The organism is Pseudomonas sp. (assembly GCF_048269965.1).
In the GTDB taxonomy this organism is placed as follows: domain Bacteria; phylum Pseudomonadota; class Gammaproteobacteria; order Pseudomonadales; family Pseudomonadaceae; genus Aquipseudomonas.
In genome coordinates this window covers 188,787-211,801 of the sequence record NZ_JBLWTV010000008.1, presented here as the reverse complement: position 1 = coordinate 211,801, position 23,015 = coordinate 188,787, and the positions used below count along the sequence as shown (strand labels likewise).

25 protein-coding genes are annotated in these 23,015 nt (G+C 62.3%); 24 read left to right on the top strand and 1 reads right to left on the bottom strand.

Annotation, left to right across the window (positions count from 1 at the left end):
- Positions 1–26 precede the first annotated feature (26 nt).
- From yajC to ACN0X6_RS12165, 4 genes are all read left to right on the top strand, one after another.
- Positions 27–356: a preprotein translocase subunit YajC gene (gene yajC, locus ACN0X6_RS12180; RefSeq protein ID WP_417704205.1), complete on the top strand. Its 330-nt coding sequence runs from the start codon at positions 27–29 to the stop codon at positions 354–356.
- A gap of 69 nt (positions 357–425) precedes the next feature.
- A complete protein-coding gene (gene secD / locus ACN0X6_RS12175; RefSeq protein WP_417704203.1) occupies positions 426–2,294 on the top strand; it encodes a protein translocase subunit SecD in 1,869 nt (622 codons plus the stop codon).
- A gap of 9 nt (positions 2,295–2,303) precedes the next feature.
- The gene (gene secF, locus ACN0X6_RS12170) at positions 2,304–3,221 is read left to right on the top strand and encodes a protein translocase subunit SecF (protein ID WP_417704201.1); all 918 of its coding nucleotides are present in this window, start codon (positions 2,304–2,306) and stop codon (positions 3,219–3,221) included.
- 119 nt (positions 3,222–3,340) lie between these two features.
- Positions 3,341–3,883, top strand: coding sequence for a glycine zipper 2TM domain-containing protein (locus ACN0X6_RS12165; protein WP_417704199.1), 543 nt, complete (start codon positions 3,341–3,343; stop codon positions 3,881–3,883).
- A 131-nt stretch (positions 3,884–4,014) separates the two neighbouring features.
- Here the strand turns inward: ACN0X6_RS12165 and suhB are convergent, their stop codons facing one another.
- The gene (gene suhB / locus ACN0X6_RS12160) at positions 4,015–4,830 is read right to left on the bottom strand and encodes an inositol-phosphate phosphatase (protein WP_192984756.1); all 816 of its coding nucleotides are present in this window, start codon (positions 4,828–4,830) and stop codon (positions 4,015–4,017) included.
- 145 nt (positions 4,831–4,975) lie between these two features.
- Between suhB and trmJ the strand changes: the two genes are divergently transcribed.
- The 20 genes from trmJ (at position 4,976) to ACN0X6_RS12060 (ending at position 22,887) form a co-directional block, all read left to right on the top strand.
- Entirely contained in the window at positions 4,976–5,755 is a 780-nt protein-coding gene (gene trmJ / locus ACN0X6_RS12155; protein ID WP_178094771.1) for a tRNA (cytosine(32)/uridine(32)-2'-O)-methyltransferase TrmJ, read from the top strand.
- Positions 5,748–6,527, top strand: a complete 780-nt coding sequence (gene cysE, locus ACN0X6_RS12150) for a serine O-acetyltransferase (RefSeq protein ID WP_417704197.1) — start codon at positions 5,748–5,750, stop codon at positions 6,525–6,527. Before trmJ ends, cysE begins: the two co-directional genes overlap by 8 nt.
- A 136-nt stretch (positions 6,528–6,663) precedes the next feature.
- Positions 6,664–7,155: a Fe-S cluster assembly transcriptional regulator IscR gene (iscR, locus tag ACN0X6_RS12145; protein WP_143507536.1), complete on the top strand. Its 492-nt coding sequence runs from the start codon at positions 6,664–6,666 to the stop codon at positions 7,153–7,155.
- Positions 7,156–7,185: 30 nt separating this feature from the next.
- Positions 7,186–8,400 (top strand): IscS subfamily cysteine desulfurase, encoded by a 1,215-nt coding sequence (locus ACN0X6_RS12140; protein ID WP_160019820.1) that lies wholly within the window; start codon positions 7,186–7,188, stop codon positions 8,398–8,400.
- Positions 8,401–8,473: 73 nt separating this feature from the next.
- Entirely contained in the window at positions 8,474–8,860 is a 387-nt protein-coding gene (iscU, locus tag ACN0X6_RS12135) for a Fe-S cluster assembly scaffold IscU (protein WP_017362576.1), read from the top strand.
- Positions 8,861–8,873: 13 nt separating this feature from the next.
- Positions 8,874–9,197: an iron-sulfur cluster assembly protein IscA gene (gene iscA, locus ACN0X6_RS12130; protein ID WP_017675181.1), complete on the top strand. Its 324-nt coding sequence runs from the start codon at positions 8,874–8,876 to the stop codon at positions 9,195–9,197.
- A 9-nt stretch (positions 9,198–9,206) separates the two neighbouring features.
- On the top strand, positions 9,207–9,728 hold the full coding sequence (gene hscB / locus ACN0X6_RS12125) for a co-chaperone HscB (RefSeq protein WP_417704193.1): 522 nt from the start codon (positions 9,207–9,209) through the stop codon (positions 9,726–9,728).
- Positions 9,729–9,773: 45 nt separating this feature from the next.
- On the top strand, positions 9,774–11,639 hold the full coding sequence (hscA, locus tag ACN0X6_RS12120) for a Fe-S protein assembly chaperone HscA (RefSeq protein WP_417704191.1): 1,866 nt from the start codon (positions 9,774–9,776) through the stop codon (positions 11,637–11,639).
- Positions 11,640–11,642: 3 nt separating this feature from the next.
- Positions 11,643–11,984 carry an ISC system 2Fe-2S type ferredoxin gene (fdx, locus tag ACN0X6_RS12115; RefSeq protein ID WP_090336096.1) on the top strand — a complete coding sequence of 114 codons (342 nt, stop codon included), beginning with the start codon at positions 11,643–11,645 and terminating at the stop codon, positions 11,982–11,984.
- A 112-nt stretch (positions 11,985–12,096) separates the two neighbouring features.
- On the top strand, positions 12,097–12,297 hold the full coding sequence (iscX, locus tag ACN0X6_RS12110; RefSeq protein WP_417704190.1) for a Fe-S cluster assembly protein IscX: 201 nt from the start codon (positions 12,097–12,099) through the stop codon (positions 12,295–12,297).
- A gap of 101 nt (positions 12,298–12,398) precedes the next feature.
- Positions 12,399–12,830, top strand: coding sequence for a nucleoside-diphosphate kinase (ndk, locus tag ACN0X6_RS12105; protein WP_072426064.1), 432 nt, complete (start codon positions 12,399–12,401; stop codon positions 12,828–12,830).
- A 26-nt stretch (positions 12,831–12,856) separates the two neighbouring features.
- Positions 12,857–14,005 (top strand): 23S rRNA (adenine(2503)-C(2))-methyltransferase RlmN, encoded by a 1,149-nt coding sequence (rlmN, locus tag ACN0X6_RS12100; RefSeq protein WP_417704188.1) that lies wholly within the window; start codon positions 12,857–12,859, stop codon positions 14,003–14,005.
- 13 nt (positions 14,006–14,018) lie between these two features.
- A complete protein-coding gene (pilW, locus tag ACN0X6_RS12095; protein ID WP_417704186.1) occupies positions 14,019–14,780 on the top strand; it encodes a type IV pilus biogenesis/stability protein PilW in 762 nt (253 codons plus the stop codon).
- On the top strand, positions 14,777–15,766 hold the full coding sequence (locus ACN0X6_RS12090; RefSeq protein WP_417704185.1) for a RodZ domain-containing protein: 990 nt from the start codon (positions 14,777–14,779) through the stop codon (positions 15,764–15,766). Before pilW ends, ACN0X6_RS12090 begins: the two co-directional genes overlap by 4 nt.
- Positions 15,767–15,769: 3 nt before the next feature.
- A complete protein-coding gene (gene ispG, locus ACN0X6_RS12085) occupies positions 15,770–16,882 on the top strand; it encodes a flavodoxin-dependent (E)-4-hydroxy-3-methylbut-2-enyl-diphosphate synthase (protein WP_160019813.1) in 1,113 nt (370 codons plus the stop codon).
- Between the two features lie 20 nt (positions 16,883–16,902).
- A complete protein-coding gene (gene hisS / locus ACN0X6_RS12080; protein WP_417704183.1) occupies positions 16,903–18,189 on the top strand; it encodes a histidine--tRNA ligase in 1,287 nt (428 codons plus the stop codon).
- Between the two features lie 32 nt (positions 18,190–18,221).
- Positions 18,222–18,860 (top strand): tetratricopeptide repeat protein, encoded by a 639-nt coding sequence (locus ACN0X6_RS12075; RefSeq protein ID WP_417704182.1) that lies wholly within the window; start codon positions 18,222–18,224, stop codon positions 18,858–18,860.
- Positions 18,853–20,004, top strand: a complete 1,152-nt coding sequence (gene bamB / locus ACN0X6_RS12070; protein WP_417704180.1) for an outer membrane protein assembly factor BamB — start codon at positions 18,853–18,855, stop codon at positions 20,002–20,004. The genes ACN0X6_RS12075 and bamB overlap by 8 nt, the downstream gene beginning before the upstream one ends.
- Positions 20,005–20,117: 113 nt before the next feature.
- Positions 20,118–21,596 carry a ribosome biogenesis GTPase Der gene (gene der, locus ACN0X6_RS12065; RefSeq protein ID WP_017675169.1) on the top strand — a complete coding sequence of 493 codons (1,479 nt, stop codon included), beginning with the start codon at positions 20,118–20,120 and terminating at the stop codon, positions 21,594–21,596.
- Between the two features lie 142 nt (positions 21,597–21,738).
- Positions 21,739–22,887: a pyridoxal phosphate-dependent aminotransferase gene (locus ACN0X6_RS12060; RefSeq protein WP_417704178.1), complete on the top strand. Its 1,149-nt coding sequence runs from the start codon at positions 21,739–21,741 to the stop codon at positions 22,885–22,887.
- The last annotated feature ends 128 nt before the right edge of the window (positions 22,888–23,015 follow it).

Sequence of the window (23,015 nt, the reverse complement as noted above, 5' to 3'; positions counted from 1 at the left end):
AAGATCTTTTCCATTAGGAGTGTTACATGAGCTTTTTGATCCCTGCCGCTTACGCTGACACTGCGGCTGCTGGCCCTGCCGGCAGCGGTTTCGAGTGGGTTTTCCTGGTCGGCTTCCTGGTCATCTTCTATCTGATGATCTGGCGTCCGCAGGCCAAGCGCGCCAAGGAGCACAAGAACCTGCTCGGCAACCTGCAGAAGGGTGACGAAGTAGTCACCAGCGGTGGCATCGCTGGCAAGGTATCCAAGGTTGCCGATGATTTCGTGGTGATCGAGGTGTCTGACACCGTCGAGCTGAAATTCCAGAAGCAGGCCATCGCTGCCACTCTGCCCAAGGGCACGCTGAAAGCCATCTGATTCGGTTCTCGGTTTTTCCATTCCACGGGGCGCTCATAGCGCCCCGCGTTTTAAACGGGCGGCCCGTTCATGCTCAATAAATACCCTCTGTGGAAGTACCTGCTGATCTTGTCCGTTCTGGCAATCGGCCTGGTGTACTCCATTCCCAACCTTTATCCAGACGATCCTGCCGTGCAGATCAGCGGCGCCAGCTCGGCGCTGAGCATCGAGCAGACGGATATAGACCGTGCCAGCAAAGCGCTGCAGGACGCCGGCATTTCCGTCAAGGCGGCCAGCATCGACGAGCGTGGCCGTGGCGGTCTGATTCGCCTGACCAAGCAGGATGACCAGTTGCCGGCCAAGGACATCGTCCGTCGCGCGCTGGGCGATGATTACGTCGTGGCGCTGAACCTGGCGCAAACCACCCCCGACTGGCTGCGTAACCTGGGTGCGAGCCCTATGAAGCTCGGCCTGGACCTGTCCGGTGGTGTGCACTTCCTGCTGGAAGTCGACATGGACAAGGCGCTGGATGTGCGTCGCAAGGTCTATGAAGGTGAGATCAAGAGCCTGCTGCGCAAGGAGCGCGTTCGCTACCGCAGCATGCCGGAAAGCAACCAGCGCATTCAGCTCGGCTTTGCCGACAGCGAAACGCTGGACAAGGCCGAGCGCCTGATCCGCAAGGATTACACTGATTTCGAACTGACCACCGTCGAGCGCAATGGTCAGCAGGTCCTGCAGTTGGGCCTGACCCAGGCGAAGATCGCCGAAATTCGCGAGTACTCCATTCGCCAGAACCTCACCACTGTGCGTAACCGCGTCAACGAGCTGGGTGTGGCCGAGCCGCTGGTGCAGCGCCAGGGCGCCAACCGCATCGTGGTCGAGCTGCCGGGCGTGCAGGACACTGCCGAGGCCAAGCGTATTCTCGGCAAGACCGCCAACCTGGAGTTCCGTTTGCAGGCCGACCTGGACGCCCCGCGCGGCGCGACCGAGTCCTTCGGTTTTCGCGAGGAAGGTCGTCCGCCGGTCCAGCTCGAGCGTGAGCTGATCATCACCGGTGACCAGGTGACCGACGCCCAGGCCAGTTTCGACGAGAATGGTCGTCCGCAGGTGAACATTCGCCTCGACGGTCACGGCGGCGATCTGATGAATCGCGCCACGCGCAACAATGTCGGTCGCAGCATGGCGGTGATCTTCATCGAGCAGAAGCCGGTCACCCGCTACGTGCGTCAGAACATCGATGGCGTCGAGCAGGAAGTTGCCGTTTCTTCTTTCGTCGAAGAGAAGAAGATCATCAGCCTGGCGACCATTCAGTCTGCGCTGGGTAGCCAGTTCCGCATCACCGGTCTGAACGGCCAGGGCGAGTCGTCCGAGCTGGCGCTGCTGCTGCGCGCTGGTGGCCTGGCGGCGCCGATGTACTTCGCTGAAGAGCGCACCATCGGCCCGAGCCTGGGTGCCGAGAACATTGCCAAGGGTATCGCCTCCACCGAGTGGGCGATGATCTTCGTGGCCCTCTTCATCATCGCCATCTATCGCTTCTTCGGTGTGCTGGCGACCGTTGCCCTGGCATTCAACCTGGTGCTGCTGGTCGGTCTGATGTCGGCGATCGGTGCGACCCTGACCCTGCCGGGTATCGCCGGTATCGTGCTGACCCTGGGTATGGCGGTTGACGCCAACGTGCTGATTTTCTCGCGGATACGCGAGGAGCTGGCCAATGGACTGCCGGTGCAGCGTGCCCTGCACGAGGGCTTCGATCGTGCCTATTCGGCGATTCTGGACAGTAACCTGACCACCTTGCTGGTGGGCGGCATCCTGTTCGCCATGGGGACCGGTCCGGTGAAGGGTTTCGCGGTGACGCTGTCGCTGGGCATCATGACGTCGATGTTCACCGCCATCATGTTCACCCGTGGCCTGGTCAACCTGATCTTCGGTGGCCGTAACTTCAAGAAGCTGTGGATCTGAGGTGCAGCCATGATCAAGTCAACCATTCGTTTCATGGCGATCCGCAATATCGCCTTCTCCATTACGGTCGTGCTGACGCTGATCGGTCTCGGCGCGCTGTTTTCCAAGGGGCTGAATTTCGGCCTGGATTTCACCGGTGGCACCCTGATCGAGCTGCAGTATGAGCAGCCGGCCAACCTTGATCTGATCAAGACCGAACTGGGTCAGGCGGGTTATGCCGACGCCGTGGTGCAGAGCTTTGGCGCCAGTACCGATGTGCTGGTACGTCTGGCTGGCGATTCCCCTGATCTGGGCAATGAGGTCGCGGCCGCGCTGCGCAAGGTCGACGAGGCCTCGCGTTTCGAGGTCAAGCGCGTCGAGTTCGTCGGCCCGCAGGTGGGTGAGGAGCTGCGTGACCAGGGTGGTATCGCCATGCTTCTGGCGCTGGGCGGGATCATGCTCTACCTGGCTTTCCGCTTTCAGTGGAAGTTCGGTGTCGGTGCGATCGCATCCCTGGTGCACGACGTGGTGATCACCCTGGGTGTGCTGGCGTTCTTCCAGATTCCCTTCGACCTGACGGTGTTGGCGGCGATCTTGGCAATGATCGGTTACTCGCTCAACGACACCATCATCATCTACGACCGGATTCGCGAGAACTTCCGCGTGCTGCGCAAGACCTCGCTGATCGAGAACATCGACGTGTCGATCACCCAGACTCTGCTGCGTACCATCGCTACCTCGCTGTCCACTGCGCTGGCGCTGCTGGCGTTGCTGTTCTTCGGTGGTGACGTGCTGGCAGCCTTCGCCCTGACCTTGCTGGTCGGCGTGGTGGTGGGGACCTACTCCTCGGTCTATATCGGTGCCACGGTGCTGGTGTGGCTGAAGCTCGGCGTGGAGGACCTGATTCCTCCTGTGGCCGAGGCCGAGGCAGACGACGGTCGTCCATGATGTTGTGACGGGCTTCATGAAAGTCAGCGAAAGCCGCGGCCAGTCGAACTTGTCGCGGCTTTTTGCTGTCCTAGGCAAGGAGAAAGGGCGCGAGTCGCCGAGCCTAGGAGACACAAGAAATGAATAAATCACTGTTGGTAGGTGCCGTACTGGGTGCTGTGGGTGTGACCGCTGGTGGTGCTGTCGCCACCTACAGTCTGGTTGATCGCGGCCCGGATTATGCCGAGGTGCTGGCCGTAACCCCGGTCAATGAAACCGTGAAAACGCCGCGCGAAGTGTGCAAGGACGTGACGGTCACGCGTCAGCGCCCGGTGCAGGATCAGCACCAGATTGCCGGCACCGCTATCGGCGCCATCGCGGGCGGCCTGCTGGGTAATCAGGTTGGTGGCGGAACCGGCAAGAAGATCGCTACCGTGGCCGGTGCGGTCGGCGGCGGTTACGCCGGCAACAAGATTCAGGAAGGCATGCAGCAGCGTGACACCTATACGACCACCGAAACCCGCTGCAATACCGTGACTGACACCAGTGAGAAGCTGGTGGGCTATGACGTGAAGTATCAGTTGGACGAGAAGGTCGGTACCGTGCGCATGGATCGTGATCCGGGCAGCCGCATTCCGGTCAATGATCAGGGTGAGCTGGTGCTGGTGCAGCAGGCTCAGTAAGAATCTAAAGCAAAAAAAACGCCCCTCGGGGCGTTTTTTTGTGGCCTGCCATCCTTGGCGGCCACCCTGCGGGCCGTCGCTGCGCGACGTCAAAAATCGCTCCGGGCGATTTTTTATTGCTCGATGGAAGCTCAGCGCTTCATCGACGGTGCCAGGTGCGGCTGGATCGCGGTCAGTACGGCCTTGAAGCACTTGGTGTTGCCGGCAACGATCTGGCCTTTCTCGAGGAATTCGTGGCTGCCGCTGAAATCGCTGACCAGGCCGCCTGCTTCCTGAATCAGCAGGGCGCCAGCTGCCATGTCCCACTCGGACAGGCCGAATTCCCAGAAGGCGTCGTAGCGGCCGGCTGCGACGTAAGCCAGGTCCAGGCTGGCGGCACCGGCACGGCGGACGCCGGCGGTCTGGCCGACCAGGCTACGGAACATGCCCAGGTAGTTCTCGAGGTTGTCCAGCTGCTCGTTGCGGAACGGGAAGCCTGTGCCCAGCAGCGCACCGTCCAGGCTCTTGCGGTTGCTCACGCGCAGGCGGCGACCGTTGAGGGCGGCGCCACGGCCACGGCTGGCGGTGAACTCTTCCTGGCGAACCGGATCGAGGACGATGGCGTGCTCGAGGCGACCGCGGTACTTGCAGGCGATGCTGATGGCGAAGTGCGGAACGCCACGGATGAAGTTGGTGGTGCCGTCCAGCGGGTCGATGATCCACTGATAGTCGGCGCCATCGCCACTGCCTTCCAGGGCGCCACCTTCTTCCCCCAGGAAACTGTGGGTCGGGTAGGCCTTGCGGATGGCCTGGACGATCATCAGCTCGGCGGCCTTGTCGACCTCGGTGACGTAATCGTTGGCATCCTTCTCGTCTACCGAGATGACATCCAGGCGCTCGATGGAGCGAAAGATCATTTCACCGGCGCTGCGAGCGGCGCGCAGGGCGATATTCAGCATGGGCTGCATGGGAGGTTCACCTGGGGCGTTAAAGAAAGCCGGCCATGTTAGCAGAAAACCGTTGCCGATGAAGCGCCGTCTGTACGCTGCATGGCATTAATCGGAGGGCTTGGGTAAGATCGTTGCCCCCTGAAGATTTCTGAGAGTGTCTGCGTTGCTGGACAATATTCGCGTGGTTTTGGTGGGCACCAGTCATCCGGGCAACATCGGCGGCGCGGCGCGGGCGATGAAGAACATGGGTCTGTCGCGCCTGGTGCTGGTCGAGCCGGAGGATTTCCCCAGTGGCGACGCTGTGGCGCGCGCGTCCGGTGCGACCGATGTGCTGGATGCCGCGCAGGTCGTCGGTAGTCTTGAAGAGGCGCTGGTCGGTTGCAGTCTGGTGATTGGTACCAGTGCTCGCGATCGGCGCATTCCCTGGCCGCTGCTGGATCCGCGCGAGTGCGGGGTGACCAGTTGCGAGCAGGCCGCTGCGGGTGGCGAAGTGGCGTTGGTGTTCGGTCGTGAATACGCCGGCTTGACCAACGAGGAGCTGCAGCGATGTCAATATCACGTGCATATCCCGTCCAATCCCGAGTTCAGTTCGCTGAATCTGGCGGCGGCGGTGCAGGTGCTGGCCTACGAGGTTCGTATGGCGTGGCTCACGGCGCAGAATCTGCCGACCAAGGTAGAGAAGCTGGAGGCCACTGCGATGCTCAACACCCAGGCAGCGACGGCAGATGAACTGGAGTCCTTCTACGGTCATCTGCGGCGCGTACTGGTGATGATCGGCTTTCTCGATCCGCAGAAGCCACGGCACCTGATGACTCGCCTGCGTCGCCTTTATGGGCGCAGTGCGGTGAGCAAGCTGGAGATGAATATCCTGCGCGGCATCCTGACCGAGACAGAGAAGGCCGTGCGTGGAGAGCCTCACAAGCAGGGGAAGTCTGATGTTTGAGCGCATTCGAGAAGATATCCAAAGTGTTTTCCATCGTGATCCGGCAGCGCGCAATGCCTTCGAGGTGGTGACCTGCTATCCGGGGCTGCATGCGGTCTGGTTGCATCGTGTGGCGCATGCTCTGTGGCGTTCGGGTTGGAAGTGGCTGGCGCGCGTGGTGTCCAACTTCGGGCGCTGGATGACCGGTATCGAAATCCATCCGGGTGCCAAGATCGGGCGGCGCTTCTTCATCGATCACGGCATGGGTATCGTGATTGGCGAGACCGCCGAGATCGGTAATGACGTCACGCTCTATCAGGGTGTGACGCTGGGCGGCACCAGCTGGAACAAGGGCAAGCGCCATCCCACTCTGGAGGACGGTGTCGTGGTTGGTGCCGGGGCCAAGGTGTTGGGGCCGTTCACTGTCGGTGCGGGTGCCAAGATCGGCTCCAATGCGGTGGTGACCAAGGCTGTGCCGGCTGGTGCGACTGCCGTCGGCATTCCAGGCAAGATCATCGTCAAGTCCGATGACGAGCAGGAGGCCAAGCGTCAGGCCATGGCCGAGAAGATCGGTTTCGATGCCTATGGCGTTGGTCAGGACATGCCCGACCCGGTGGCGCGCGCCATCGGCCAGTTGCTCGATCATCTGCAGGCTGTAGACGGGCGGCTCGAGGACGTCAGCAAGGCGCTGGCCTCGATGGATTGCGACTACCGTGCCAAAGCTCTGCCTGCGTTGCGCGACGAGGACTTCGCCGAGGTGTGCAAGGGGCAGGGCGACAAGCCTGCTGCCTGATGCGCGCAGAGGCGGCATTTGCTATCATGCCGCCTCTTTTTGCGGTCAATCCTGAGTAAATCAATCGGTCTTATAGTTGACTTAAATACTCGGAAATTGCATACTTCGCCGCAATTCAGTGATTCGTGGTAGAGCCATGCGACTGACCACCAAAGGCCGTTACGCCGTTACCGCCATGCTAGATCTGGCGCTGCACGCACAGCACGGTCCCGTTTCCCTGGCCGATATATCCGAGCGGCAGGGCATCTCCCTGTCCTATCTCGAGCAACTGTTCGCCAAGCTGCGCCGTGGCAGTCTGGTCTCCAGTGTTCGCGGGCCGGGTGGCGGCTATCAGCTTTCGCGTGACATGCGCGGCATCCAGGTGGCTCAGGTGATCGATGCGGTCAACGAGTCGGTCGATGCCACGCGTTGCCAGGGGCAGGGCGATTGCCATTCTGGTGACACCTGCCTGACCCATCACCTGTGGTGCGATCTCAGTCAGCAGATTCACGAGTTCCTCAGTGGCATCAGCCTGGCCGATCTGGTCGCGCGTCATGAGGTTCAAGAGGTCGCGTTGCGCCAGGACCAGCGCCGCTGCAACGGCAGGACGCCGCGCCTGGATAAGATTGAAGCGTCTGCCATCGACTGAGCAGGGCGTTTGCCTGATAGGAGAAACCCAATGAAATTGCCCATTTACCTCGATTATTCCGCCACCACGCCGGTAGACCCGCGTGTTGCGCAGAAGATGAGTGAATGCCTGCTGGTCGACGGTAACTTTGGCAACCCGGCTTCGCGCTCCCACGTGTTTGGCTGGAAGGCCGAAGAAGCGGTGGAGAATTCCCGGCGCCAGGTCGCCGAGCTGGTCAATGCCGACCCGCGCGAGATCGTCTGGACCAGCGGTGCTACCGAGTCCAACAACCTGGCGATCAAGGGTGTAGCGCACTTCTACACCAGCAAGGGCAAGCACATCATTACCTCGAAGATCGAGCACAAGGCGGTGCTGGACACCACGCGTCAGCTCGAGCGCGAAGGTTTCGAAGTGACCTACCTGGAACCGGGTGAAGACGGCCTGATCACCCCGGCCATGATCGAGGCTGCGCTGCGTGAGGACACCGTGCTGGTGTCGGTGATGCACGTCAACAACGAGATCGGCACCATCAACGACATCGCAGCCATCGGCGAGCTGACCCGCTCCCGTGGCGTGCTGCTGCATGTCGATGCGGCGCAGTCCACCGGCAAGGTGGACATCGATCTGGAGAAGATGAAGGTCGACCTGATGTCGTTCTCCGCGCACAAGACCTATGGCCCCAAGGGCGTCGGTGCTCTTTACGTGCGCCGCAAGCCGCGCGTGCGTCTCGAAGCGCAGACTCACGGTGGCGGTCACGAGCGCGGCATGCGGTCGGGTACCCTGGCCACTCACCAGTGCGTCGGCATGGGGGAAGCGTTCCGTATCGCCAAGGAAGAAATGGCTGCAGAAAATCAGCGTATCGCTGCCCTGCGTGATCGTTTCTACCGCCAACTGGAAGACATGGAAGAGCTGTACGTGAATGGCAGCCTGACTGCTCGCGTGCCGCACAACCTCAACCTGAGTTTCAACTACGTCGAGGGCGAGTCGCTGATCATGGCGCTCAAGGACCTCGCCGTATCGTCCGGTTCGGCATGCACCTCGGCTTCCCTGGAGCCGTCCTACGTGCTGCGCGCCCTGGGCCGCAACGACGAACTGGCGCATAGCTCGATTCGCTTCACCTTCGGCCGTTTCACTACCGAAGAAGAGGTCGACTACGCCGCTGCCAAGGTCCGTGAGGCCGTGGACAAGCTGCGCGAGCTGTCGCCCCTGTGGGATATGTTCAAAGAAGGTGTCGACATTTCCTCCGTGGAATGGGCAGCACACTGATAGCTGCCGAGGTGGATCGCTCGATGGGCGATCCTGCCTGAAGAGCGGCACCTGATGAGAGAGGAAGTACAACATGGCTTACAGTGACAAGGTCATCGACCACTACGAAAACCCGCGTAACGTCGGCAAGCTGAACGCCGAAGACCCTGATGTCGGTACCGGCATGGTCGGCGCGCCCGCCTGCGGCGACGTGATGCGCCTGCAGATCAAGGTCAGCGAGAGCGGCGTTATCGAAGACGCCAAGTTCAAGACCTACGGTTGCGGTTCCGCTATCGCCTCCAGCTCCCTCGCGACCGAGTGGATGAAGGGCAAGACCCTGGATGAGGCCGAGAGCATCAAGAACACCCAGCTCGCCGAAGAACTGGCGCTGCCGCCGGTGAAGATTCACTGCTCCGTGCTCGCCGAAGATGCCATCAAGGCTGCCGTGCGCGACTACAAGCAGAAGAAAGGCTTGCTCTGATACGAGGTTTGTAATGGCCATCACCATGTCTGAAGCAGCTGCCCGCCACGTGCAACGCTCTCTTGAAGGGCGCGGCAAGGGTGAGGGCATTCGCCTCGGTGTGCGCACTACCGGTTGTTCCGGCCTGGCCTACGTGCTCGAGTTCGTCGATGAGCTGGCGGCAGAGGATCAGGTATTCGAGAGCCATGGCGTCAAGGTGATCATCGATCCCAAGAGCCTGGTCTATCTCGATGGCACCGAACTGGACTTCGTCAAGGAAGGCCTCAACGAGGGCTTCAAGTTCATCAACCCCAACGTGCGCGGCGAATGCGGTTGCGGCGAAAGCTTCAACGTTTGAGGCGCTCGCGTGGGTAATCCTTGTCATTTCGCCCTGTTCGACCTGCAGCCGAGCTTCCGTCTCGATATGGAGCAGCTGGCTGTTCGCTATCGTGAGCTGGCGCGTCAGGTTCATCCGGACCGTTTCGCCGATGCCGGTGAGCGTGAGCAGCGCCTTGCGCTCGAGCGCTCGGCCTGCCTCAACGAGGCGTATCAGGTTCTGAAAACGCCGTCCCAGCGTGCGCGCTACCTGCTTGCAATGCGTGGCCCCGAGCTGCCATTGGAAGTGACGGTGCAGGATCCTGACTTCCTCCTGCAGCAAATGCAGCTGCGTGAAGAGTTGGAAGAACTGCAGGATGACGCCGATCTCGCCGGTGTCGCAGCCTTCAAGCGTCGCCTGAAAACAGCGCAGGAGCAGCTCAACGAGCGCTTCGCTGCATGCTGGGATGACGAGGCCCGTCGTGAAGAGGCCGAGCGCCTGATGCGCCGCATGCAGTTTCTCGACAAGCTCTCCCATGAAGTGCGCCAGTTAGAAGAGCGCCTCGACGATTAACCTGCAGGTTGCCACGGCAGCCTGCCTGATGACTTCAAGAAGACCATGGCCTTATTGCAGATCGCCGAGCCCGGGCAGAGCCCGCAACCGCACCAGCGTCGTCTGGCGGTGGGTATTGACCTGGGTACCACCAACTCGCTGGTGGCCGCTGTGCGCAGCGGCCTGGCCGAGCCCCTGGCCGACGATGACGGCAAGGTCATCCTGCCGTCTGCGGTGCGTTACCACGCTGGAAGCATCGAGGTCGGCGAAGCGGCCAAGCTGGCGGCTGCCAGCGATCCGCTCAATACCGTGCTGTCGGTCAAGCGCCTGATGGGGCGCGGTATCGCCGACGTGCATCAGCTCGGCGAGCAGATGCCCTACCGCTTCGCGGCAGGCGAGTCGCACATGCCCTTCATCGAGACGGTGCAGGGGGCGAAGAGCCCGGTCGAAGTCTCGGCGGAAATTCTCAGGGCCCTGCGCTTGCGTGCAGAGCAGACCCTGGGCGGTGAGCTGGTCGGCGCGGTGATTACCGTTCCGGCTTATTTCGATGACGCCCAGCGTCAGGCCACCAAGGACGCTGCGCGCCTGGCCGGTCTGACCGTGCTGCGTCTGCTCAATGAGCCTACTGCCGCTGCCGTCGCCTACGGACTGGATCAGAAGGCCGAAGGTGTGGTCGCCATCTATGACCTGGGCGGCGGTACGTTCGACATTTCCATCCTGCGCCTGACCGGCGGCGTGTTCGAGGTGCTGGCTACCGGCGGCGACAGCGCGTTGGGTGGTGACGACTTCGATCATGCCGTGGCCGACTGGATCATCCAGCAGGCCGGTATTTCCAGTGATCTCGATCCGGCGACCCAGCGCAGTCTGCTGCAGGCCGCCTGTGTGGCCAAGGAAGGGCTGACGGATGCCGATAGCGTCGAACTGAGTCACGGTGAGTGGCGCGGTTCGCTGTCGCGCGGGCAGTTCGAGGCGCTGATCGAGCCGATGGTGGCGCGCAGTCTCAAGGCTTGTCGTCGCGCCGTGCGTGATTCCGGCGTCGAGCTGGAAGAGGTGGGCGCGGTGGTCATGGTCGGTGGCTCCACCCGCGTGCCGCGTGTGCGTGAGGCCGTCGGCGAGCTGTTCGGTCGTGCGCCGCTGACCAATATCGATCCGGACCAGGTGGTGGCCATTGGTGCGGCGATCCAGGCCGATGCCCTGGCCGGCAATCAGCGTGACGATGGTGAAGAGTTGCTGCTGCTGGACGTGATCCCTCTGTCGCTCGGCCTGGAAACCATGGGCGGGCTGATGGAGAAGGTGATCCCGCGCAACACCACCATCCCGGTGGCGCGCGCGCAGGAATTCACCACTTACAAGGATGGCCAGACGGCCATGATGATTCACGTGCTGCAGGGCGAGCGTGAGTTGATCGCCGATTGCCGCTCCCTGGCGCGCTTCGAGTTGCGCGGCATTCCGCCGATGGTGGCGGGGGCGGCGAAGATTCGCGTGACCTTCCAGGTCGACGCCGATGGCCTGCTCAGCGTTGCCGCGCGGGAGCTGGGTTCCGGCGTCGAGGCGAGCATTCAGGTCAAGCCGTCTTATGGCCTGACCGATGGCGAAATTGCACGCATGCTGCAGGACTCCTTCCAGAACGCCGGGGACGACAAGGCTGCTCGCGCGCTGCGTGAGCAGCAGGTCGATGGTCAGCGTCTGATCGAGGCGGTCGAGGCGGCGCTGCAGGCCGATGGCGAGCGCCTGCTGGATGCCGAGGAGCGCGAGGTCATAGGGCTGCAGGTGCAGGAATTACGCGACCTGCTTGCGGGCAACGATGGTCTGGCGATCGAGCGGCAGACCAAGCGCCTGTCGCAGGTCACTGACGCTTTCGCGGCCAGACGCCTGGATTCGACGGTCAAGGCCGCGCTGGCCGGGCGCAATCTGAATGAGATCGAGGAATAATTGATGCCGCAGGTAATTTTTCTGCCTCACGAGCGATTCTGCCCGGATGGCCTGGTGGTGGAGGCCGAGCCTGGAGTTTCCATCCTCGAGCTGGCGCACGAGCACCATATCGAGATGGAGAGCGCCTGTGGTGGTGTCTGTGCCTGCACCACCTGTCACTGCATCGTGCGCGAGGGCTTCGACTCGCTGAACGAGGCTGACGAGCTGGAAGAGGACTACCTGGACAAGGCCTGGGGGCTCGAGGCTCAGTCTCGTCTGGCCTGTCAGGCCATCGTCGGCGAGGAAGATATCACCGTCGAGATTCCCAAGTATTCGCTCAATCACGCGGCCGAAGCGCCGCACTGACGGGCATGGCCGAGCCCCTCGTCCGGCGCTTCGCGCCACCTTCTCCCGAGGGGAGAAGGGCTCGAGGGAAGGTGTCGCGACGCGACGTTCACGTTAACCAGGAAGCGTCATCATGAGTCTGAAATGGGCCGATGTACTGGATATCGCCATCGAGTTGAGCGAGCAGAAGCCGGATGTCGATCCGCGCTACGTCAACTTCGTCGATCTTCACCGCTGGGTCGTGGAGTTGCCGGAGTTCTCCGATGACCCGCAGCGTGGGGGAGAGAAGGTGCTGGAGGCGATACAGGCCGCCTGGATCGAAGAGCTTGACTGAAACAGGCGCTTACGGCGCCTGCCCTACGCTTTTAACCGGAACCCGCGTATAATTCGCGGGTTTAATTTTTCGCTTTAACCCTAAAGTTTCTGGAGCTTCACATGGCTGTTCAACGTACTTTCTCCATCATCAAGCCTGACGCCGTTGCCAAGAACGTCATCGGTGAGATCACCACCCGTTTTGAAAAAGCCGGTCTGCGCGTCGTCGCTTCGAAGATGGTGCAACTGTCCGAGCGTGAAGCCGCTGGTTTCTACGCTGAGCACAGCGAGCGCGGCTTCTTCAAGGACCTGGTGGCCTTCATGACCTCCGGTCCGGTCATCGTTCAGGTTCTGGAAGGCGAAGATGCCGTTCTGAAAAACCGTGAGCTGATGGGCGCCACCAACCCGAAAGAAGCGGCTGCCGGCACCATCCGCGCCGATTTCGCCGTGTCCATCGACGAAAACGCCGTTCACGGTTCGGACTCCGAAGCTTCCGCTGCGCGCGAGATCGCTTACTTCTTCTCCGCTACCGAGCTGTGCGCGCGCATTCGCTGATTGGCGAATGAAGCGAGGGTGAAGCCATGACCAATACCACCGGCAAGATCAACCTGCTGGGCCTGACCCAGCCGGAAATGGAACAGTTCTTCGAGTCCATCGGCGAGAAGCGTTTCCGTGCCGGCCAGGTTATGAAATGGATTCACCACTTTGGCGTCGATGATTTCGCCGCCATGACCAATGTCGGCAAGGTCTTGCGCGAAAAGCTCGAGGCCTCTGCCGAGATTCGCGGCCCGGAAGTGGTCAGCGAAAACATTTCCGCCGATGGCACGCGCAAGTGGGTAGTGCGGGTGGCGTCGGGCAGCTGTGTGGAAACCGTGTATATCCCGCAGAACGGCCGTGGCACCCTGTGTGTGTCGTCGCAGGCCGGTTGCGCCCTGGACTGCAGCTTCTGCTCCACCGGCAAACAAGGCTTCAACAGCGACCTGACCAGCGCCGAGATCATCGGTCAGGTGTGGATCGCCAACAAATCCTTCGGCAGCGTGCCGGCCAAGGTCGACCGTGCCATCACCAACGTGGTGATGATGGGCATGGGCGAGCCGCTGCTGAACTTCGATAACGTCGTCTCTGCCATGCAGATCATGATGGACGACCTTGGCTACGGCATTTCCAAGCGCAAGGTGACCCTGTCCACCTCCGGCGTGGTGCCGATGATCGACAAGCTGGCTGAAGTCATCGACGTGTCCCTGGCCCTGTCGCTGCACGCGCCCAACGACGAACTGCGCAACCAGTTGGTACCGATCAACAAGAAATACCCGCTGGAAGTGCTCCTGGCCGCCTGCAAGCGCTATATCTCCAAGCTTGGCGAGAAGCGTGTGCTGACCATCGAGTACACCCTGCTCAAGGGTGTCAACGATCAGCCCGAGCACGCTGAGCAGATGATCGCACTTCTGGCCGATGTACCTTGCAAGATCAACCTGATTCCGTTTAATCCCTTCCCCTTCTCGGGGTACGAGCGGCCGAGCAATAACGCCATTCGCCGCTTCCAGGACCTGTTGCACAAGGCTGGCCATAACGTCACGGTACGTACTACCCGTGGTGACGATATCGATGCTGCCTGTGGCCAGTTGGTTGGCCAGGTCATGGACCGTACTCGGCGCAGCGAGCGCTACATCGCCGTGCGCCAGTTGGGCAACGAGGCGCAAGAGCCTCATGCTGCCACCAATCGAAATTGAAGAGAGGATGTCTATGACCCTGCGCCCAGCGCTGTTGTTGCTCGTTGTCAGTCTGCTTGCTGGTTGTGTGACCACGGGCGATGTCGACCCCATGCGTACGGCGAAAGGGCGTGACGAAGCACGTGATGCCTATGTGCAACTGGGGCTTGCCTATATCCAGCAGGGCGATACCCAGCGCGCCAAGGTGCCGCTGAAGAATGCCCTCGATCTGGATTCGTCCAGTGCCGACGCGCATGCCGCCTTGGCTCTGGCCTTCCAGCTGGAGATGGAACCGAAGCTGGCCGATGAGCATTTTCGCAAGGCGCTGTCCCAGCGCTCGGATGATGCCCGCCTGCTCAACAATTACGGTGGCTTCCTGTTCGAGCAGAAGCGCTACAAGGAGGCGATGAGCACGTACCTCAAGGCCGCCGAGGACAACCTCTATCCGGAGCGCTCGCGGGTTTTCGAGAACCTGGGTATGACTGCTGTGCAACTCGGCCAGCGCGAGCAGGCCAAAGAATACTTCCAGCGCGCCTTGCGCCTGAGTAGCAGACAGCCGCGCGCATTACTGGAAATGGCGGCGATGTCCTACGAGGACAAAGAATACGTACCGGCTCGTGCCTACTACGACAGCTACAGCGAAATAGCGCCACAGAATGCGCGCAGCCTGCTGCTCGGCGCGCGTCTGGCCGAGGTGTTCGAGGATCGTGATCGGGCCGCCAGCCTGGGTCTGCAGTTGCGTCGCCTGTATCCGGCCTCTCAGGAATATCAGCAATTTGTTTCGGGGCAACAATGAAAGCGGCACATAGCGAAGTGACTCAGCCGGCGCCGAGCAACCCGGGTGAAAGTCTGCGCCAGGCCCGGGAGGTCAAGGGGTGGAGCGTCGCCGAAGTGGCGACTCAGCTCAACCTGACCCCGCAGCGCCTTGCCCAGATCGAAGCCGGAGCGTTCGACAAACTGCCGGGTACCACCTTCGCCCGGGGTTACATTCGCGCCTATGCCAAGCTTCTCGAGATGGACCAGAACCGGCTGGTGCTGGAGTTCGATCAGTTCACCGGGACCGATGCCACTGGCAGCAGCGTGCACGCGCTTGGCCGCATCGAAGAGCCCGTTCGTTATTCGCAGAGCATCCTGCGCCTGGTGAGTTTCCTGCTGCTGCTGGCATTGATCGGCGCGGGTTTTCTCTGGTGGCAGGATCAGGGCCGTCCGGTTGCCAGCCTGGCTGATCTGGGGCTCGAGCATGTGGAAGTGGAGGGTGCCGACGGTACTACTCAGGTTCACTCGCTCGCCGAGCCGGAAGACCAGGCGGTAATCGCTGCTCAGGGTGGCGAGCAGGGCACCCCACTGCTGCTGCCGGAGGCGCCAGGTGAAACAGCAGAAGAGGCTGTTTCCATGGAGCAGCCTGTCCCTGCTGTCGAAGCAGGCACCACGGAAAGCGCACCAGAAGCTCCTGCTGCTCCTGTGGCGAGCGCGCCGGCAGTCGCTGCCACGCCGTCTGCGTCTGTCGCCGAACCGGCTGCACCTGTCGCCGTTGCTGCCGGGCAGGGCGCGCTCAACGTGCAGTTCACTGCCGATTGCTGGACTCAGGTTACCGATGCCGACGGCAAGGTCCTGCTCAGTGCACTCAAGCGCAGTGGTGAGCGCCTCGAACTTGCCGGCAAGGCGCCGCTGGAGCTGCGCCTGGGCTTTGCCCGTGGCGCCCAAGTGACCTACAACGGCGAAAGCGTGGACATTGCGCCGCACATGACTGGCGAAACCGCGCGCCTGAAACTGGGGTTGTAAAGCATGCATTGCGAATCGCCGATCAAGCGCCGACTGTCGCGCAAGATCTGGGTTGGCTCGGTACCGGTGGGCGGCGATGCGCCGATCGCGGTGCAGAGCATGACCAACACCGACACCAACGATGTGGCCGCTACCGTGGCGCAGATTCAGCGCCTGGAAGATGCCGGCGCCGATATCGTGCGCGTCTCGGTGCCGGACATGGATGCCGCCGAAGCCTTCGGCCTGATCAAGCAGCAGGTGCGTGTCCCGCTGGTGGCCGATATTCACTTCGACTACCAGATCGCGCTGCGCGTGGCTGAGCTGGGCGTCGACTGCCTGCGGATCAACCCCGGCAACATCGGCCGTGAAGATCGCGTCAGGGCGGTGGTCGAGGCTGCCCGTGACAAGGGCATCCCGATCCGCATCGGCGTCAATGCCGGCTCACTGGAAAAGGATCTGCAGAAGAAGTACGGCGAGCCGACTCCCGAAGCCTTGGTCGAGTCCGCGCTACGTCACGTCGAGCACCTCGATCGTCTCAATTTCCCGGACTTCAAGGTCAGCGTAAAGGCATCGGATGTGTTCATGGCCGTGGAGGCCTATCGCCTGCTGGCCAAGCAGATCGAGCAGCCACTGCACCTGGGCATCACCGAAGCCGGCGGTCTGCGCTCCGGTACGGTAAAGTCCGCCGTGGGCCTGGGCATGCTGCTGGCCGACGGAATTGGCGATACCATCCGCATCTCGCTGGCCGCCGACCCGGTGGAAGAGATCAAGGTCGGCTTCGACATTCTCAAGTCTTTGCGCCTGCGTTCGCGAGGCATCAACTTCATCGCCTGCCCGAGCTGCTCGCGGCAGAACTTCGATGTGGTCAAGACCATGAACGAGCTGGAGGCCCGCGTCGAAGATCTGCTGGTGCCGCTGGATGTGGCCGTGATCGGCTGCGTGGTCAATGGTCCCGGTGAAGCCAAGGAGGCGCATATCGGCCTCACGGGCGGTAGCCCGAACAACCTGGTCTACATCGACGGCAAGCCGGCCTCGAAGTTGACCAATGAAAATCTGGTGGACGAGCTGGAGAAGCTCATTCGCGACAAGGCAGCCGAAAAGGTCGCCGCCGATGCCGCCGTGATCGTGCGCGGCTGATCCGTGCGTAAGGAATACAATTGAGCAAGTCCCTGCAAGCCATTCGTGGCATGAACGACATCCTGCCGGAGCAGACACCTGCCTGGCGCTACCTGGAAAGTACCCTGGTCAGCCTGCTCGATGGCTATGGCTACAAGGAAATCCGCCTGCCCATCGTCGAGTACACCGAACTGTTCGCTCGTGGCATCGGCGAGGGTACCGACGTGGTCGACAAGGAGATGTACACCTTCCTCGACCGCAACGAAGAATCCCTGACCTTGCGTCCCGAGGGCACTGCCGGTTGCGTACGCGCCGTGCTCGAGCATGGTCTGTCCGGGGGTGGCCAGGTGCAGAAGCTCTGGTACGCCGGCCCCATGTTCCGTTACGAGAAGCCGCAGAAAGGCCGCTATCGCCAGTTCCATCAGGTGGGCGTTGAAGCCTTCAACCTGCCTGGGCCGGACGTCGATGCCGAGCTGATCGTGCTCACCTGGCGCCTGTGGAAGACGCTCGGCCTGGCCGATGCCGTGACCCTGCAGCTCAACAGCCTGGGTTCCAGCGAGGCGCGTGCGGCTTATCGCGAGGCACTGGTGGCTTACCTGCAGGAGCGCTTCGATCAGCTCGACGAAGACAGCCAGCGCCGTCTGACCACCAATCCGTTGCGCATCCTCGACAGCAAGAACGAGGCGACCCAAGCCGCGCTGGTGGGCGCACCGACGCTGGGCGACTACCTCGATGAGGAGTCGCGCCTGCACTTCGAGGGCGTCAAGGCGCGCCTGGATGCGGCTGGCATTCGCTACCAGATCAACCACAAGCTGGTGCGTGGCCTGGATTACTACAATCGCACCGTGTTCGAGTGGGTCACCGACAAGCTCGGCGCCCAGGGCACGGTATGTGCCGGCGGCCGTTACGATGGCCTGGTGGCGCAACTGGGCGGCAAGGCTACGCCGGGTGTCGGCTTCGCCATGGGCGTCGAGCGCCTGGTGCTGCTGCTCGATACCCTGCAGTTGCTGCCGGTCGAGCTCAACCGTGCCGCCGATGTCTACGTCTGCGCCTTCGGCGAGGCGGCTGAGCTGGCGGCGCTGACGCTGGTCGAGCGTCTGCGCGACGAGTTGCCGGGGCTGCGCCTGTTGCTCAACTCCGGTGGTGGCAGTTTCAAGAGCCAGTTCAAGAAGGCCGACAAGAGCGGCGCACGCTATGCGCTGATTCTGGGGGACGACGAATTGGCAGGGCGCGTGGTAGGTTGCAAACCGCTGCGCGACGACAGTGAACAACAAAGTGTTGCCTGGGATGCTCTGGCTGAGCATCTGGCTGCCTGCCAGCAGGCCTGAGCAGGCTCTCGATTAGGAGTACGGGGTTAGACATGCAGACCGAAGACGAAGAGATCGCGCAACTGAAGGACTGGTGGAATCGTAACGGCAAGCCTTTGCTGGCCGGTGGCGCACTGGCACTGGTAGCCGTATTCGGCTGGCAGGGCTGGCAGAAATACCAGGACAATCAGGCGCAAGGGGCCTCGGTGCTTTACCAGCAACTGCTGGAAACCGCACTGGACCCGGCCGGCAAGCCCGACGCCGCGAAGGTTGCCGAATTGGCCGGCAAGCTCGACAACGAGTTCGGCGGTACCCACTACGCCCAGTACGGCAGCCTGTTCGTCGCCAAGGTCGCCGTCGAGGCTGACCGCCTCGACGATGCCGCTGCAGCGCTGCAGCGCGTACTCGACAAGCCTGCCGACGCCACGCTCGGTGAGCTGGCACGTCAGCGTCTGGCGCGTGTGCTGGCCGCGCAGGACAAGACCGATGATGCGCTGAAGCTGCTCGATGCCCAGGTCGAGGATGCCTTCCTCGCCAGCCGTGAAGAACTCAAGGGTGACCTGCTGGTACAGCTGGGTCGCAGCGATGACGCGCACGCTGCCTATCAGAAGGCCAAGGATGCACTGGCCGAAGACGCCGCTGTCGGCGGTCTGCAGATGAAGCTGGACGACCTGGCAAAAGGGGATGCGTGACGTGATGCGTTGGAAGAATGCCGCACTGCTGGCTCTGGCCGTTCTGGTCGTGGGTTGCAGCAGCAATAGCAAGAAGGAACTGCCGCCCGCCGAACTGACCAAATTCGACGAAGAAGTCGAGTTGCGCACCGAGTGGAGTCGCTCTGTCGGTGACGGTCAGGGCGAAACCTTCAACATGCTGGTACCGGCCATCGAGGGCGAGGTGATCTACGCCGCCGACGTCGGGGGCCTGGTCATGGCCATGGACCGTACCAGCGGCAAGGTCATCTGGCGCAAGAAACTCGAAATCCCGGTTTCCGGCGCCATTGGTGTCGGCTACGGCCAGGTGCTGGTCGGTACGCTCAAGGGCGAAGTGATCGCGCTCGACTCCAGCGACGGTGAAGAACAGTGGCGCTCGCGCGTGACCAGCGAAGTGCTGGCTGCGCCGGCCAGCAACGGCGATATCGTCGTGGTGCAGACTCAGGACGATCGCCTGATCGCCTTCGATGCCAGCACCGGTAGCCAGCGCTGGATCGTCGAGAACACCCCGGCCGTACTGACCCTGCGCGGCACTGGCGCTCCGCTGGTGACCAACCGTCTGGTGGTGGCTGGCCTGTCCAGTGGCAAGGTGGTCGCGGTCGACGCCCAGCGCGGCCTGCCTATGTGGGAACAGCGTGTGGCCATTCCGCAGGGTCGTTCCGAGCTGGAGCGCGTGGTGGACATCGACGGCGGCCTGCTGCTGTCCGGTGGCACTGTCTACGCGGTGAGCTACCAGGGCCGAGTCGTGGCCATGGACCTGGAATCCGGTCGTGTGCTGTGGCAACGCGAGGCCTCGAGTTCGGTAGGCGTCGCTCAGGGCTTCGGCAACGTGTACGTCAGCCATGCCAGCGGCACCGTCGAAGGTATCGACGAGCGCAGTGCCTCGGCGTTGTGGAGCAACGACTCCCTGGCGCGTCGTCAGCTGTCGGCACCGCAAGTGTTCTCCAGTTATGTGGCCGTGGGCGATGTGGAAGGCTATCTGCATCTGCTGAGCCAGGTCGATGGCCGTTTCGTCGGTCGTACCCGTATCGACAGCGATGGCCTGCGTGCCCAGCCGTTGGTGGTCGGGGATTGGCTGTACGTCTATGGCAACAGCGGCAAGTTGGTGGCACTGACCATCAAATGAACCGACTATGCTGCATCCAGACCTGAGTCTTGGATGCCGCAGCGCAACAGATTCCGGCCGCTGCCCCTGCAGCGGCCTTTGCATTTTCTGAATTAACTCAAGTGGAGAGCCTGATGGTTCCCGTAATTGCCCTGGTGGGCCGGCCGAACGTCGGCAAGTCCACACTCTTCAACCGCCTGACCCGCAGCCGCGACGCCATCGTCGGCGACCTGTCCGGTCTGACCCGCGACCGCCAGTATGGCGAGGCGAAGTGGCAGGGGCGCACCTATATCGTGATCGACACCGGTGGTATTTCCGGTGACGAAGAAGGCATCGACGCGAAGATGGCCGAGCAGTCGCTGCAGGCCATCGAAGAGGCCGATGCCGTGCTGTTCCTGGTGGACGCGCGCGCCGGCATGACCGCTTCCGACCAGATGATCGGTGAGCACCTGCGCCGTCGTAACAAGCAGAGCTTCCTGGTGGTGAACAAGGTCGACAACCTCGACGTCGACCTGGCCCGTGCCGAGTTCAGCCCCATGGGCCTGGGCGAGCCGCTGGCGATTGCCGGTGCTCATGGCCGTGGCATCACCCAGATGCTCGAAGTGGTGCTTGGCGCCTTCCCCAAGGATGCCGGCGAGCCGGAAGAGGGCGCCGAAGAAGAGGAAGAGGTGCTCGAAGGCCAGGAAGCCAAGCGCATTCCCGGTCCGAGCGAGAAGGACGGCATCAAGCTCGCCATCATCGGCCGCCCCAACGTGGGCAAGTCGACCCTGGTCAACCGCATGCTGGGTGAAGAGCGGGTCATCGTCTATGACCAGGCCGGCACCACCCGCGACAGCATCTACATCCCGTTCGAGCGTGACGACGAGAAGTACACCCTGATCGACACTGCCGGCGTGCGTCGTCGCGGCAAGATCTTCGAGGCCGTGGAGAAGTTTTCCGTGGTCAAGACGCTGCAGGCCATTCAGGATTCCAACGTCGTGGTGTTCGTCATGGACGCCCGCGAAGGGGTGGTCGACCACGACCTCAACCTGCTTGGCTTCGTGCTGGAAAGCGGTCGCGCGCTGGTCATCGCCCTGAACAAGTGGGACGGCATGGATCAGGGCCAGAAGGATTACGTGAAGACCGAGCTGGAGCGCCGGCTGTTCTTCGTCGACTTCGCCGATATCCACTTCATCTCGGCGTTGCACGGCACTGGTGTCGGCCATCTGTACAAGTCGGTGCAGGCCTCGTTCAAGTCGGCCATCACTCGCTGGCCCACCAGCCGCCTGACGCAGATTCTCGAAGATGCCGTCAGCGACCACGCGCCGCCTCTGGTCAACGGTCGCCGCATCAAGCTGCGCTATGCCCACCTGGGGGGCGCCAACCCGCCGCTGATCGTGATCCACGGTAACCAGGTCGACGCGGTCCCGCGTGCCTACTCCCGCTACCTGGAAAACACCTTCCGCCGCGTGCTGAAACTGGTCGGTACGCCGATCCGCATCGAGTACAAGGGGGGCGAGAACCCCTACGAGGGCAACAAGAACAAGCTTACCGATCGCCAGGTGAACAAGAAGCGCCGGCTGATGAGCCACCACAAGAAGGCCGAGAAGAAGCGCAAGGACAAGCGCAAGTAAGCTCTGTCGCAGCGTGCGCGCCGGGGATCGTTCGGTGTGCACGGCAAAAGCTTCCAACGCTTTTTCATAAGCACTGCGGGTGCCGTCTGCAGCGCCCTTCGGCTATCCTCGCGGCTTGCCTTGTTCTTCGTAGGAAGTCGCGATGCTCGTCAGCAAACTGCCCAACGTCGGCACCACCATCTTCACGCGGATGTCCCAGCTCGCTGCTGAGGTCGGGGCGATCAATCTGTCTCAGGGCTTTCCCGACTTCGACGGGCCGCAGGCGCTGCGTGAGGCCGTGGCGCGCCACATCATGGAAGGGCGCAATCAGTATTCGCCGATGACCGGGCTACCCGCGCTGCGCCAGCAGGTTGCGGCGAAGATCGCCCGCAGCTACGGCGTGCAGCGTGATGCCGACAGCGAGATCACCATTACCCCAGGCGCCACCGAAGCGATCTTCTGCGCGGTGCAGGCGCTGATTCGTCCGGGTGATGAAGCCATCGTCCTCGACCCTTGCTACGACAGTTACGAGCCGTCGGTGGAACTGGCTGGTGGGCGTTGCGTGCATGTGCCCTTGGCATTGCCGGATTTCACTGTGGATTGGCAGCGCCTGGCCGATGCGATCACGCCGCGCACCCGGCTGATCTTCCTCAACTCGCCGCACAACCCCAGTGGCGCGCTGCTGACCGGCGCCGATCTGGACAAGCTGGCCGAGCTGATTCGTGGCCGCGCTATCCATGTGATCAGCGACGAGGTCTACGAACACCTGATCTACGACGGCGCCCGCCATGCCAGCGTGCTGGCGCACGAGGAGCTGTATCAGCGCGCCTTCGTGGTCAGCTCCTTCGGCAAGACCTACCACGTCACTGGCTGGAAGACCGGCTACGTGGTGGCGCCGTCCACGCTGACCGCCGAGCTGCGCAAGATTCACCAGTACGTCAACTTCTGCGGCGTGACGCCACTGCAGTTCGGCCTGGCCGATTTCATGGCCGCGCACCCCGAGCATGTCGAAGAGCTGCCGGCCTTCTATCAGGCCAAGCGTGACCTGTTCTGCGACCTGCTGGCGGGTTCGCGTTTCACCTTCAGCCGCGCGCCAGGCACCTACTTCCAGTTGGCCGACTACTCGGCCATTCGCCCGGATCTGGACGATGTGGCCATGGCCGAATGGCTGACCCGCGAACACGGCGTGGCGGCGATTCCGGTTTCGGTCTTCTATCAGTCCGCGCCCAAGGAGATGCGCCTGGTGCGCTTCTGCTTCGCCAAGCGTGAGGAGACGCTGCGCGAGGCTGCCGAGAAACTGTGCGCGGTGTAGGTGGAAAACCGCGAAGCGATACCCACCCAAGCCTGGTGGATGTGAAAAACGACATCCACCCTACGCGCTGTGCGTGGTGTGATGGTAGGGCGGGTGCAACCCGCCTGTGAGGTGTTGGCGGGTTTCAC

What these genes read in the sequence shown, in the direction of transcription:
- rlmN (WP_417704188.1), top strand. Translation starts at nt 12,857, where the DNA reads ATGACCAATACCACCGGCAAGATCAACCTGCTGGGCCTGACCCAGCCG.
- ACN0X6_RS12140 (WP_160019820.1), top strand. Translation starts at nt 7,186, where the DNA reads ATGAAATTGCCCATTTACCTCGATTATTCCGCCACCACGCCGGTAGAC.
- ACN0X6_RS12090 (WP_417704185.1), top strand. Translation starts at nt 14,777, where the DNA reads ATGAAAGCGGCACATAGCGAAGTGACTCAGCCGGCGCCGAGCAACCCG.
- ACN0X6_RS12165 (WP_417704199.1), top strand. Translation starts at nt 3,341, where the DNA reads ATGAATAAATCACTGTTGGTAGGTGCCGTACTGGGTGCTGTGGGTGTG.
- hscA (WP_417704191.1), top strand. Translation starts at nt 9,774, where the DNA reads ATGGCCTTATTGCAGATCGCCGAGCCCGGGCAGAGCCCGCAACCGCAC.
- der (WP_017675169.1), top strand. Translation starts at nt 20,118, where the DNA reads ATGGTTCCCGTAATTGCCCTGGTGGGCCGGCCGAACGTCGGCAAGTCC.
- iscR (WP_143507536.1), top strand. Translation starts at nt 6,664, where the DNA reads ATGCGACTGACCACCAAAGGCCGTTACGCCGTTACCGCCATGCTAGAT.
- secD (WP_417704203.1), top strand. Translation starts at nt 426, where the DNA reads ATGCTCAATAAATACCCTCTGTGGAAGTACCTGCTGATCTTGTCCGTT.
- ACN0X6_RS12075 (WP_417704182.1), top strand. Translation starts at nt 18,222, where the DNA reads ATGCAGACCGAAGACGAAGAGATCGCGCAACTGAAGGACTGGTGGAAT.
- ispG (WP_160019813.1), top strand. Translation starts at nt 15,770, where the DNA reads ATGCATTGCGAATCGCCGATCAAGCGCCGACTGTCGCGCAAGATCTGG.
- secF (WP_417704201.1), top strand. Translation starts at nt 2,304, where the DNA reads ATGATCAAGTCAACCATTCGTTTCATGGCGATCCGCAATATCGCCTTC.
- suhB (WP_192984756.1), bottom strand. Translation starts at nt 4,830, where the DNA reads ATGCAGCCCATGCTGAATATCGCCCTGCGCGCCGCTCGCAGCGCCGGT.
- iscU (WP_017362576.1), top strand. Translation starts at nt 8,474, where the DNA reads ATGGCTTACAGTGACAAGGTCATCGACCACTACGAAAACCCGCGTAAC.
- iscA (WP_017675181.1), top strand. Translation starts at nt 8,874, where the DNA reads ATGGCCATCACCATGTCTGAAGCAGCTGCCCGCCACGTGCAACGCTCT.
- ACN0X6_RS12060 (WP_417704178.1), top strand. Translation starts at nt 21,739, where the DNA reads ATGCTCGTCAGCAAACTGCCCAACGTCGGCACCACCATCTTCACGCGG.
- pilW (WP_417704186.1), top strand. Translation starts at nt 14,019, where the DNA reads ATGACCCTGCGCCCAGCGCTGTTGTTGCTCGTTGTCAGTCTGCTTGCT.
- iscX (WP_417704190.1), top strand. Translation starts at nt 12,097, where the DNA reads ATGAGTCTGAAATGGGCCGATGTACTGGATATCGCCATCGAGTTGAGC.
- bamB (WP_417704180.1), top strand. Translation starts at nt 18,853, where the DNA reads ATGCGTGACGTGATGCGTTGGAAGAATGCCGCACTGCTGGCTCTGGCC.
- fdx (WP_090336096.1), top strand. Translation starts at nt 11,643, where the DNA reads ATGCCGCAGGTAATTTTTCTGCCTCACGAGCGATTCTGCCCGGATGGC.
- yajC (WP_417704205.1), top strand. Translation starts at nt 27, where the DNA reads ATGAGCTTTTTGATCCCTGCCGCTTACGCTGACACTGCGGCTGCTGGC.
- cysE (WP_417704197.1), top strand. Translation starts at nt 5,748, where the DNA reads ATGTTTGAGCGCATTCGAGAAGATATCCAAAGTGTTTTCCATCGTGAT.
- ndk (WP_072426064.1), top strand. Translation starts at nt 12,399, where the DNA reads ATGGCTGTTCAACGTACTTTCTCCATCATCAAGCCTGACGCCGTTGCC.